This is a genomic window from Oceanobacillus sp. FSL W7-1293, assembly GCF_037969815.1.
Taxonomy (GTDB): Bacteria; Bacillota; Bacilli; order Bacillales; family Amphibacillaceae; genus Oceanobacillus; species Oceanobacillus oncorhynchi.
The window spans coordinates 4,259,499-4,272,191 of the sequence record NZ_CP150212.1 but is presented as its reverse complement, the minus strand read 5'-3'; the positions used below and the strand labels follow the sequence as shown (position 1 = coordinate 4,272,191).

Annotated in this window: 10 protein-coding genes; 7 read left to right on the top strand and 3 right to left on the bottom strand. The window is 37.2% G+C overall.

Translation table 11 applies throughout. The features are described from left to right. Nucleotides 1-2: 2 nt before the first annotated feature. The 4 genes from MKY65_RS20625 (at nt 3) to MKY65_RS20610 (ending at nt 5,416) form a co-directional block, all read left to right on the top strand. Nucleotides 3-1,457, top strand: coding sequence for an acylphosphatase (locus MKY65_RS20625; RefSeq protein ID WP_339180224.1), 1,455 nt, complete (start codon nt 3-5; stop codon nt 1,455-1,457). A gap of 781 nt (nt 1,458-2,238) precedes the next feature. Further along, nucleotides 2,239-3,099: a peptidoglycan-binding domain-containing protein gene (locus MKY65_RS20620; RefSeq protein ID WP_339180222.1), complete on the top strand. Its 861-nt coding sequence runs from the start codon at nt 2,239-2,241 to the stop codon at nt 3,097-3,099. Next, nucleotides 3,071-3,250: a hypothetical protein gene (locus tag MKY65_RS20615; RefSeq protein WP_339180220.1), complete on the top strand. Its 180-nt coding sequence runs from the start codon at nt 3,071-3,073 to the stop codon at nt 3,248-3,250. The genes MKY65_RS20620 and MKY65_RS20615 overlap by 29 nt, the downstream gene beginning before the upstream one ends. Before the next feature lie 306 nt (nt 3,251-3,556). Beyond that, on the top strand, nt 3,557-5,416 hold the full coding sequence (locus MKY65_RS20610; RefSeq protein ID WP_339180218.1) for a peptidoglycan-binding protein: 1,860 nt from the start codon (nt 3,557-3,559) through the stop codon (nt 5,414-5,416). 71 nt (nt 5,417-5,487) lie between these two features. Here the strand turns inward: MKY65_RS20610 and MKY65_RS20605 are convergent, their stop codons facing one another. The 3 genes from MKY65_RS20605 to MKY65_RS20595 all read right to left on the bottom strand — a co-directional run bounded on the left by MKY65_RS20605 (nt 5,488) and on the right by MKY65_RS20595 (nt 6,243). Continuing rightward, complete coding sequence (locus tag MKY65_RS20605) at nt 5,488-5,628, bottom strand: YvrJ family protein (RefSeq protein WP_084612819.1); 141 nt, start codon at nt 5,626-5,628, stop codon at nt 5,488-5,490. 137 nt (nt 5,629-5,765) lie between these two features. Further along, complete coding sequence (locus MKY65_RS20600) at nt 5,766-5,978, bottom strand: DUF2922 domain-containing protein (RefSeq protein WP_339180213.1); 213 nt, start codon at nt 5,976-5,978, stop codon at nt 5,766-5,768. A gap of 34 nt (nt 5,979-6,012) precedes the next feature. Then, complete coding sequence (locus tag MKY65_RS20595) at nt 6,013-6,243, bottom strand: DUF1659 domain-containing protein (protein WP_042529621.1); 231 nt, start codon at nt 6,241-6,243, stop codon at nt 6,013-6,015. Nucleotides 6,244-6,606: 363 nt separating this feature from the next. Here MKY65_RS20595 and MKY65_RS20590 point away from each other — a divergent pair, with 363 nt between their 5' ends. The 3 genes from MKY65_RS20590 (at nt 6,607) to MKY65_RS20580 (ending at nt 12,692) form a co-directional block, all read left to right on the top strand. Further along, nucleotides 6,607-7,170, top strand: a complete 564-nt coding sequence (locus MKY65_RS20590; protein ID WP_042529623.1) for a sigma-70 family RNA polymerase sigma factor — start codon at nt 6,607-6,609, stop codon at nt 7,168-7,170. 333 nt (nt 7,171-7,503) lie between these two features. After that, entirely contained in the window at nt 7,504-11,454 is a 3,951-nt protein-coding gene (locus MKY65_RS20585; protein ID WP_339180209.1) for a peptidoglycan-binding protein, read from the top strand. A gap of 161 nt (nt 11,455-11,615) precedes the next feature. Next, nucleotides 11,616-12,692 carry an MraY family glycosyltransferase gene (locus tag MKY65_RS20580; RefSeq protein WP_339180206.1) on the top strand — a complete coding sequence of 359 codons (1,077 nt, stop codon included), beginning with the start codon at nt 11,616-11,618 and terminating at the stop codon, nt 12,690-12,692. The last annotated feature ends 1 nt before the right edge of the window (nt 12,693 follow it).

The window sequence follows — 12,693 nt, the reverse complement described above, 5'->3', positions numbered from 1 at the left end:
CTATGAAATCCCAAGAAGTAGAACTTTTACCCACACTAAGCAAAAAAGTTGTAGAAGGTATAACTGGCTTCCAATTATGTTCTTATTTAGTAGCATTAGAAGGTTGGAGAAGAGGTTTGGAATTAAAATGGTATAAAGACGAGTCAAGTCTTTGTAAATTAGATAGAATGAATAGTAGTACACATGGGAAATTCTATTCTTTGAGTAATGGAGATAAGCTACATTACTTCTTTCGTTCAAGAGGAGATAAAGTTGCTAATAAGACAGTAAGAATTTGTCAGGATAAAGAAGAAACCAAAGCTTTTCTTGAACAAAGTAATGTGCCTATCCCTATAGGTAAAACACTGAAGACTGATAAGGATATTATCCATTATGCAAATCAGATTGGATATCCTGTCATTATAAAACCGTTAAACGGGAGTATGGGAAAAGGAGTCTATACAAATATATCGAGTGAAAATGAATTAGTTGATATTTTAAAAGAGTTGAGATCGAAATATTCTTATCGTCAGTATATTGTAGAAAAACATTACAATGGTAATGAATATCGAATATATGTGGTTGGAGATAAAGTTATTGGAGCAACGAACCGGATTCCTGCTAATATCAATGGAGATGGAATAAACACGGTCGAAAAATTAATCGAAATAAAAAATGAAGAAAGAAAACAGAATCCATATTTAGCACCAAAGCCAATAAAGATTGACTATGAAGTGTCTTATATGCTTGAAAGATCGGGGTATAAATTAGACAGTATTCCAAAACAAGGTGAGCAGATTTTTCTAAGAGAAAAAAGTAATTTATCATCAGGAGGAGATCCGATTGAAGCAACGGATGAATTGACAGACGAAGTAAAGCAAATTGCTGTGAATGCATTAAAAGCTTTGCCTGCTATTCCACATGCTGGAGTGGATATTATTGTTGATCCTCAGGACAAACGTAAGGGAGTAGTATTAGAAGTAAATGGAACAGCAGAAATTGGTTTTCACTTGTTCCCATTAGTAGGGAAAGCACGAGATGTTCCAGGTGCAATAATAGATCATTATTTCCCCGAAACAGAAAATACCAAAAAGACTTCTTTTTATTTTGACTATCTTAGTATTTTAGAACCTATCAAAAATGGTGCTATTGAGGAAATAAAAATTGATAAAACCCCGTTGAACAAAACATATGCAAAGAAATATACAGCGACTGGAAAATTAAATAAAGTAGGATATATGACAAGGATAAAAAGGTATGCACTGGAAAGAAATTTATATGGATATGCTAAAAAAAGAGATAAAAATACAGTAGATATATACCTTGTAGGTGAATCCCAAGAAGAGTTAAATTCATTTAGAGATTATGTTGAGAAAGGCTCGAAAAAATCTGCAGTAAAAGGTATTAAAGAGGAAGATTTAAAAATTTCGGGCAGACCAAGAAAAACTGGTTTTAAAATTATAACTTCGTCTGAATAAAAAGTTAAAGAGAGGAGTAATTTATTATTGTTTTTAAATATAATGAATTGCTCCATTTTTAATTTTTTAAGAAAGTATTAAGGACCTAAGTAGTAAAGTATAAATTGATGAATACCAGGTTTTAATGTCTTTAAAATGACATTTGATTTTAAAAGTATTGCTGGCAGTTAGTTCAAAAACATGGTTTTATAAGTCACTAGTTTTAGGAGTTTAATTCAGCAACTTCTTAAATAAGTGCCATTAATAATCTATTTTTACAAATAGCGTAAATAGAAGTACTCGTAACAGCTGATTTTAAGCATTCGTTAATATTTTAGTCAATATTTCTTCCACTAAATTTGAACTAATAATTGAACTAGATTGTGGAGATTTTTTTCTTGTATCAAATATTTAGAAAGACTATAGATTATTGCTTTATTATAATATCTGGCTCTTTTACTAATAAAGTCATATAAATAAAATTTCGCTCTCTAAAAATCGTTGTTCAAAAAATAATTTTCTGTTAATATTATTTACGATTCACATTTTAAGGGAGCCTATATTTAAATATATATTGATATAAAAAGAAAAAATATTACAATTCCATTCTACTAACGATTTTTCAAGACATACATATAAACAAAGTGTAGGTATATAGACTTAATTAAAGAGTGGTTAACCTATTGTGAATCCTTTCTTTTGGCAGTGGAAAATATTTTTTTGTTACTTTTTCACTAAATAAACCCTGTTTGCTGCCGATAGATAAAGAGAGAGTAAATTATAAAAATGGAGGTGTAGAAGTTTGAGGAAAAAATGGATTCCTCTCTTAGTCATTGCATTGTTAGTTATTTCACCATTTTCTACTGTAAACGAAGTATACGCGATGAGTAATAATCAGTCTAAACTAAGTCAACATGGCGATGATAACAAAGAGGAAGACTACAACAGAATAATCACTGAACATGATGTCCAGGCAAATGAAGTAAAGTCGGAAGAGATGTTTTTTCAATTAGGTGATGAAGATGAAACAATTCAAGAACTGAAAGAAGCTTTAACAGAGCTTGGATTTGCAGCATTGGAAGATCCAACAGAATATTTTGGCTTACATACAGAAGAATCTGTAAAGTCATTTCAAAAATTTCATGACATAGAAGAGACAGGAATTGTAGATGAAGACACATTACTAACAATAGAAGACATCTTATCAGAAGATGCATTTAATCGTGAAGAGCATTTAGAGTTCAGTATGCCTGAAGAATTTGTCACAGAAGAGGAAGAAATTGAGCAAGACTCAGAAACTGAGGAAGAACATGGAACTGAAACAGAAGAAGGCTCAGAAACTGAGGAAGGGCAGGGAACTGAAACAGAAGAAGGCTCAGAAACTGAGGAAGAGCAGGGAACTGAAACAGAAGAAGGCTCAGAAACTGAGGAAGAGCAGGGAACTGAAACAGAAGAAGGCTCAGAAACTGAGGAAGAACATGGAACTGAAACAGAAGAAGGCTCAGAAACTGAGGAAGAACATGGAACTGAAACAGAAGAAGGCTCAGAAACTGAGGAAGAGCAGGGAACTGGAACAGTAAGACAACAAGGCTTGACTAGCAATGCTCAGAGTTCGTATCAAAGAGGAGACAGGCATGCAAACAGAAGAAGGCTCAGAAACTGAGGAAGAGCAGGGAACTGAAACAGAAGAAGGCTCAGAAACTGAGGAAGAACATGGAACTGAAACAGAAGAAGGCTCAGAAACTGAGGAAGAACATGGAACTGAAACAGAAGAAGGCTCAGAAACTGAGGAAGAGCAGGAACTGGAACAGTAAGAACTGACTAGCAAAACATCAAATATTGCAGAATTTAAGAAGGCTGCAAAATAGAGACAACGCTTTTGCATGGAAACAAAGGCTCATAATAGAGAAACTGAGGAAGAGCATGGACTCAATGTAACGGTGAAATGAATACAGTGACCAAAGACAAATTAGACAGTATATAACAAACAAAAGGGAAACGCCATGATGATATTCCGGAAATTAAACGTCAGTTAAATAATCTGGGTTACGGAAATATAAGTGTAACAACGTTATTTGGAAGCTTTATGGAACAAAGAGTGAAGGATCAAAGACCACGGCTTGGAGACAGGAATCATAGATGAAGCTAAATTGGATGAGCAGGCTCCGAAGGACACCTATCAAAGAGGAGACAGGCACGCAGATATCGTAGAATTTAAGAAACAATTGAATGCGATAGGCTTTGGAAACATAATAGAGACAACGCTTTATGGAAGTTTCATGGAAACACAGGTAAAGAGATTCCAAGAATATTATGGACTCAATGTAACCGGTGAAATGAATACAGTGACCAAAGACAAATTAGACAGTGTATATAACAATCCGTTACAAAGAGGGAAACGCCATGATGATATTCCGGAAATTAAACGTCAGTTAAATAATCTGGGTTACGGAAATATAAGTGTAACAACGTTATTTGGAAGCTTTATGGAACAAAGAGTGAAGGACTTCCAAAGAGACCACGGCTTGCGAGTAAGTGGAATCATAGATGAAGTAACATTATCTAAATTGGATGAGCAGGCTCCGAAGGACACCTATCAAAGAGGAGACAGGCACGCAGATATCGTAGAATTTAAGAAACAATTGAATGCGATAGGCTTTGGAAACATAATAGAGACAACGCTTTATGGAAGTTTCATGGAAACACAAGTAAAGAGATTCCAAGAATATTATGGACTCAATGTAACCGGTGAAATGAATACAGTGACCAAAGACAAATTAGACAGTGTATATAATAGTCCGTTACAAAGAGGGAAACGCCATGATGATATTCCGGAAATTAAACGTCAGTTAAATAATCTGGGTTACGGAAATATAAGTGTAACAACGTTATTTGGAAGCTTTATGGAACAAAGAGTGAGGGACTTCCAAAGAGACCACGGCTTGCGAGTAAGTGGAATCATAGATGAAGTAACATTATCTAAATTGAATGAGCAGGCTCCGAAGGATACGTATCAAAGAGGAGACAGGCACGCAGATATTGCAGAATTTAAGAAACAATTGAATGCGATAGGCTTTGGAAACATAATAGAGACAACGCTTTATGGAAGTTTCATGGAAACACAAGTAAAGAGATTCCAAGAATACTATGGACTTAACGTCAATGGAACAATCGATAATGCTACAAAAATAAAGCTGAACAGTGTCTATAACAGTCCATTTCAGCAAGGGAAACGTCACAATGACATCCCGGATATTAAACAAAAATTAAACAGTCTGGGCTATGGTTATATCAGTATTACCACGTTGTTTGGCAGCTATATGGAGCAAAAAGTAGAACAGTTCCAAAGAGACAATGGCTTACGAGTAAATGGAATTATTGATGAAGTTACTTTAAGCCGAATCAATCAAGCGTTTGATCAGCAATCGAATGTAAAAATCTTTCTTGATCCCGGTCATGGAGCGCATGACCCAGGCGGTCAAGGTTACGGTTTAAACGAGAAAGACGTTGTATTGGACATTGCACTGGAAACAGAGCGGATACTTACGAGTAAGTATCAGGGTGTTGAAGTAGAAATGTCGAGAAGATCAGATGTTTTTGTTGAATTAACCGAACGGGCAAACCATGCGAATAGATGGGGTGCTGATTATTTTGTGAGTTTCCATAACAACGCCTTTAATGGGTCAACAGGCGGATTTGAATCGTATATCTACAATGGGGGCGTTTCTCAGGAAACAAGAAATAGACAAAATGACATTCATTCGTATATTTCTTCCCGTTTAAATGTTTCCGACAGAGGACAAAAGTCAGCGAACTTTAATGTTCTACGGAACACAGATATGCCGGCGATTCTTATTGAATACCTGTTTATCGATAATTTCACAGAAAACGCATTGCTGAAAAGTGACAGCTATAAAAAGCAGCTGGCACAATATACAGCAGATGCCATTGCACAATCTTATAATCTGAAAAGAAGATAAGAAACAGCATTTTTCCAAGAATAATAGAAAAGAGGATTTTCCCACAGGCGTAACATGGGAAAATCCTCTTTTTAATGTAATCGTTTTGGAATAGAAATCGAGTAGATGGACTCAATCAACTGATTCAGCTTTCCTTCGACCCGGTGTAATAAATAGAAGGTTACCGCAGCAGGAAACCCAATATCGGTTAATAGAGAAATCCATGCCTCCATCGCATTCACCACCTTTGATTTTTAAACAAATTTTAAGAACAAGCTTTCAGACGAATAACGGAAGAATTTTCTAGAATAAAAGACAATGCCGTGAGGAGAGCATCCTCACGGGCCAGAGTCTTGTTACGATAAAAGGATTATAATTCAATATCTTCCACAATACGTTCCACAATACGGGCACTGTGGATTTCAGTTAATCCGCCGCTTGCGGAATACAGGGCATCCTGCTGAAGAATGGTATCCATTGCTTGCTGAACAGCTGCTGGATCAGCTGGTTCCACAGGATGATCGAGCGTGTAGGTTACCACACGGCCTTCTTCATTTATAAATTTCAATTCAAGCTTGCGCATAGGTTCTCACCACCTTTCTTTACTGAATCCCCCATTAAGCTTCTCTTTCATGAATTTCGGAAACATCCCGACGGCTGATTGCGTACAGGGTATGCTGCTGAACAGATGCGAATGCATTTGCTGTTAATAAGAGCTGTTCAGCAGTAGCGTCTGGTTTCACATAATTGAATCGTTTTTGCTTTAGGACAAACTCGCCGGTAATCGGGTCCACGCCTTCATTCAGCGTAAGCTGCAAAACCGATTCGGTTAATTCTGCGACTGCCATGGTCATCACCTCCTTTCACACTTATATTCAATTCTCAGAGACAAAAAGGGGCATGTTTATAAAAAGATTTTATGTTTTGATAAAAAAATTACTTGTTTAAAAAGGGAAGAATGATCCTATAAAACGCTCTATATCACACTTTATAGCAGGGGCCCTCCAGAGAATGTCGAAAAATGTCGTTAAAAAGGTCAAATAAGTTATAAATTACCGTTTGTAGCGTTAAACGGTAGCATATTTATTAAAAAACGACAGTTTACCCGGACAAACTAGGATTTTACTCCGAGAAAATCCTAGTTTGGCAATATGACATAATTTTTAACTTCTGCTAGATTAAAAGCAATCTATTGAAAGGGGAGTTCAAAAATGACAAAGAAGAAATGGGAACTGGAGGATTTTATTGAACAGAATCAGCGTAGGGTATACTACCAAATGGCAAGGCTGCAAATTAATGATAAGGATGGGGAATATTTTCAAGAAGGACTTGTAGCCATGTGGAGAGCGTATGAAAACTATAATCCGGATAAAGGACCATTAGCGACATACATGAATTTTGAAATTCGAAATCGTTTGGTGAATGTATTTCATAAATCCATTTTGGAAAGGAAATACATAGAGCAGCTAGGGCATCAGCAAGAAGTAGAGACGCAGGCAGGAAATTATATGGATGGGAAAAAGAAAAAAATACTCTCTAAAAATGAAGGGGGAACGAATCCGCAGGAAAAACTGGATCAGGAAAGTGAAACCGATTTCTCTGAATTCACATCGATACTGACGGAAAAGCAAAAAGTCTGGTTTAACTGTGCAATTATAGAAGGACTATCCAATCAGGAAATTGCAGAGAAAGAACAGGTAAGCTTGGAAGCAGTAAAAAGCTGGGCAAAGAGCGCCAAACGTAAACTTCGGAAAATGGATTGGGATAGAGGCTAAAAGGAAATCAGCACACACATTATAAATGGAAGGGCTATAATTATTATTTTGGACGATTATAGTCCTTTCTATCTAAGGAAAGAAATTTAGAAGAGTTATATTCATATAGCAGGAAGGAAATTCCTAAGTGAAGTTTTCAATTTATCTTACTTAAAAAAACTGCAAAATCAGGACTTTTGGCGCTAATAAAACAATCTAGTAAAATAGTGAATCTTTCGTGAACGTTTGACCGCGGTAAAACGGTTTCAATTTAAAAAAAATGACTTAAGAAAAGATTAGGTATTGCCGATATATAGATAGAAAGCTAGAATTAAATATAGGAGGTGGAAAGATTTGAGAAGAAAGTGGTTTCCTTTCTTTTTGGTGATTTTATTAGTAACTTCTCCATTTGCTTCCGTCAGTGAAGTATATGCGATGAGTCATTCATCTAAAGAAGATGAGCAAAATAATGAGCCAGAAGAAAGGGATAAAGAATCAGATGTTGATGAACAGGATTCTTCCACGGACGAAGCGGTGTCAGAAGAAATAAAGCTTAAATTAGGGGATGACGATGAAAAAATTCTAGATCTGAAAGAAGATTTAACAGAGCTTGGATTTGCAGCATTAGAAAAACCTACAACTTATTACGGCCTACATACAGAGGAAGCTGTAAAAGCATTTCAAGAGTTTTATGACATAGAAGACACGGGAGTTGCAGATGAAGACACACTACTACAAATAGAATACATTTTAGCAGACGATTCATTCGACCGTGAAGAGCACCTGGAGTTCAGTAAACCTGAAGAATTTGTGACGGAAGAGGAAGAAGTCGAAGAACTGCCGGCAGCAGATGCGGAAGAAGACGCTGAAGCCGAAGCAGAGGAAAGTCCTGAAGAAGCAACAGAGGAAGAAACTGAAGCGGACGCAGAAGAAAACGCTGAAGAAGCAACAGAGGAAGAAACTGAAGCGGACGCAGAAGAAAACGCTGGAGAAGCGACAGAGGAAGAGTCTGAAGCAGATACAGAAGAAAACGCTGGAGAAGCGACAGAGGAAGAGTCTGAAGCAGATACAGAAGAAAACGCTGGAGAAGCGACAGAGAAAGAGTCTGAAGCAGATACAGAAGAAAACGCTGAGGAAGCAACAGAGGAAGAAACTGAAGCAGATACAGAAGAAAACACTGAGGAAGCAACAGAGGAAGAGTCTGGAGCAGACGCAGAAGAAAATGCTGAATTAGAAGAAGAACAAGAAATCAGCATACAAAGCTTTGTCAGAGCAACAGTATTTTCTGCAAACGGGACTTTCAAACAGGGAGACAGACATCAAGAGATTGTTAAACTGAAGAAGCGGTTAAATGCTATTGGTTTTGGAAATATCACAGAGACAACTCTTTACGGAAGTTTCATGGAAACACAGGTGAGAAGATTCCAATCATATTATGGACTAACTGTTAATGGTCAGATGAACCAAGCAACAAAAAATAAACTAAATAGTGTGTATAATAGTCCATTGCAAAGAGGGAAACGCCACAGTAGCATTCCAGAGATTAAACGGCAATTAAACAGCCTTGGGTACGGAAATATATCAGTAACGACTCTTTATGGAAGCTTTATGGAGAAAAAAATAAAGGAATTTCAAAAAGATCATGGTCTGCGTGTCAGTGGAATAGCAGATGAAGTAACAGTTGCTAAGTTAAAAGAACTTGCACCAAAAGACACGTATCAGCGTGGAGACCGGCATGCAGAAATTGTTCAATATAAAAAACAATTGAATGCCATTGGATTTGGAAATATCACAGAAACAAGCCTTTATGGAAGCTTCATGGAAACACAAGTAAAGAGGTTCCAATCATATTATGGGTTAAGTGCAACAGGAAAAATGAATAAAGCAACAAAAGAGAAGTTGAACAGTGTATATAACCATCCACTTCAAAGAGGGAAACGCCACAGTAGCATTCCAGAGATTAAACGGCAATTAAACAGCCTTGGGTACGGAAATATATCAGTAACGACTCTTTATGGAAGCTTTATGGAGAAAAAAATAAAGGAATTTCAAAAAGATCATGGTCTGCGTGTCAGTGGAATAGCAGATGAAGTAACAGTTGCTAAGTTAAAAGAACTTGCACCAAAAGACACGTATCAGCGTGGAGACCGGCATGCAGAAATTGTTCAATATAAAAAACAATTGAATGCCATTGGATTTGGAAATATCACAGAAACAAGCCTTTATGGAAGCTTCATGGAAACACAAGTAAAGAGGTTCCAATCATATTATGGGTTAAGTGCAACAGGAAAAATGAATAAAGCAACAAAAGAGAAGTTGAACAGTGTATATAACCATCCACTTCAAAGAGGGAAACGCCACAGTAGCATTCCAGAGATTAAACGGCAATTAAACAGCCTTGGGTACGGAAATATATCAGTAACGACTCTTTATGGAAGCTTTATGGAGAAAAAAATAAAGGAATTTCAAAAAGATCATGGTCTGCGTGTCAGTGGAATAGCAGATGAAGTAACAGTTGCTAAGTTAAAAGAACTTGCACCAAAAGACACGTATCAGCGTGGAGACCGGCATGCAGAAATTGTTCAATATAAAAAACAATTGAATGCCATTGGATTTGGAAATATCACAGAAACAAGCCTTTATGGAAGCTTCATGGAAACACAAGTAAAGAGGTTCCAATCATATTATGGGTTAAGTGCAACAGGAAAAATGAATAAAGCAACAAAAGAGAAGTTGAACAGTGTATATAACCATCCACTTCAAAGAGGGAAACGCCACAGTAGCATTCCAGAGATTAAACGGCAATTAAACAGCCTTGGGTACGGAAATATATCAGTAACGACTCTTTATGGAAGCTTTATGGAGAAAAAAATAAAGGAATTTCAAAAAGATCATGGTCTGCGTGTCAGTGGAATAGCAGATGAAGTAACAGTTGCTAAGTTAAAAGAACTTGCACCAAAAGACACGTATCAGCGTGGAGACCGGCATGCAGAAATTGTTCAATATAAAAAACAATTGAATGCCATTGGATTTGGAAATATCACAGAAACAAGCCTTTATGGAAGCTTCATGGAAACACAAGTAAAGAGGTTCCAATCATATTATGGGTTAAGTGCAACAGGAAAAATGAATAAAGCAACAAAAGAGAAGTTGAACAGTGTATATAACCATCCACTTCAAAGAGGGAAACGCCACAGTAGCATTCCAGAGATTAAACGGCAATTAAACAGCCTTGGATACGGAAATATATCCGTAACCACGCTTTTTGGAAGTTATATGGAAAGCCAAATAAAGCAATTCCAAAGAGATAATAACTTACGCGTAAATGGAATAGCAGATGAAAGAACACTCGCTGCTCTAGATGAAGCAATCAGCAATCGCTGGGTAATTAACCACGAAACGTATGACGTAACATTCAATCAGGCGTTGGACACGCAAATGAACCAATTACAGCAGACAGATATGTATCGAAATGAACCTGCTTATGTGCATAAGAATTATGTGAATGGTTCAAACAGAACTACTGCAAATGTAAATGTCCGCTCCTCTGCAAGCAGTTCGAGCCACATTTATGGTCAGATAAAAAAGGGAACACAGGTCACAATTCTTGGTTCTACAGGTAATTGGTACAGAATCAGCTATATTGCTTGGAGAAATCCGACAAGAAGTGATGTAAGCAGTTATCTGAATCCAGATAATAATGATATCTTCCAGCATTTAGATTTGACCAGCAGTGTTGGTGTCACAGCCTCTTCCTTAAATAACGATATTCTAAAAGGGAAAGGCATTCTTGCCGGCAGAGGACAAGCCTTTATAACAGCTGGCAAACAGCATAGTGTCAACGAAATCTATTTGATTTCACATGCGTTATTGGAAACTGGTAATGGAAGCTCTGCTTTAGCAAAAGGAATTGAAGTAGGGATAAATAGCAGCGGAAATCCTGTTGTGGTTACTTCATCCAATCGAAGCAGTCTTCGAAATATCAGAACCACATACAATATGTATGGTATCGGTGCGGTAGATGGCAATGCGCATAACGGTGGAGCCATCAGAGCTTATAATGAAGGCTGGTTCTCACCGGAACAGGCTATCATTGGCGGCGCCGAATTTATTGGAAATAGCTACATTCATAATCAATATAACCAAAATACGTTATATAAAATGAGATGGAATCCTGCGAACCCTGGATACCCGCAATATGCAACAGATATTGGCTGGGCAGTGAAACAAGTTCCAAGCATCAAGAGATTATATGATATGCTGAATAACCCGGTATTCAAATTTAACATTACGCAATATCGTTAATATGTTTTAACACCCGAATTACTTTCTCCAAAAAGCGATTCGGGTGTTTTTTTGCTTTTTTATATAACAGTTCGTATCAAATTATGGTATGATAAATGAAAGAATGGGTAATAGAATACAAAGGTAAGTTTACTAGAATATAATTAAGTAGGTGAACAACTATGTGGAGTGCTGCTGAGTTGCTGATCGCGTTTGTTATCGCTTTGCTGACAGCAATTATCACGACACCAATCATTATATGGATCTCTAAAAAATGCAATCTAGTAGATCAGCCTGATAATAGAAAACAACATCAACGGGCAGTCCCAAGCATTGGCGGATTAGCTATTTTCATTGGCATTGCCGCAGGATTCCTCTATCTGCAACCGGAACATCCGCAGATGACTGCAATTATCATTGGCGGGATCATCATGCTATTGACAGGGTTTCTGGATGATATTGTGGATCTTCGGCCCGGGACTAAGCTGTTAGGGCAAATAGGAGCAGCTTCGGTTGTAGCTTATTCCGGATTAGTCATTGAGAAAGTGACATTACCTTTTATGGGAACGGTTTTCTTGGGAGAGTATGTTGGGATAGCTCTTACGATTTTCTGGATTGTGGCGGCTGCAAATGCGATTAATCTGATTGATGGATTAGACGGTCTGGCTGGAGGCGTATCAACCATTGCCTTCATCAGCATTTTGATTATGGCCATCATGGATTATCGTGTGGTTGTCATTGGATTATGTGTCCTGTTGATTGGTGCAACACTAGGGTTCTTAGCATTCAATTTTCATCCGGCAAAAATCTTTATGGGAGACACCGGAGCATTATTCTTAGGATATTCGATTGCGATTATATCGATGCTTGGCTTATTCAAAAATGTAGCCTTCTTCAGCTTCGTTATCCCGATTATTGTAATTGCACTCCCGGTATTCGATACGCTGCTTGCAATCATCCGGAGAATTAGTAATAAACAAGGCATTTCGGTAGCAGATCGAAATCATATTCATTATCTATTACTGAAAAATGGTTATTCCCATAGACAATCTGTATGGATTATCTACGCATTCAGTATGTTCTTCGGTGCGATGGGAATTGTGGTTAATAACGCACAGCTGATGACGTCTTTAGCTGTCTTCTGCTTTGTTCTATTAGGAATACATCTATTTTCAGTGGTATGTGGAATCAGGGCGAGAGGAAGCTTTATTTCTTTAGTTAACAAGAAAGAAGAATTGCATAAGAGAAGGTTAAAATAAA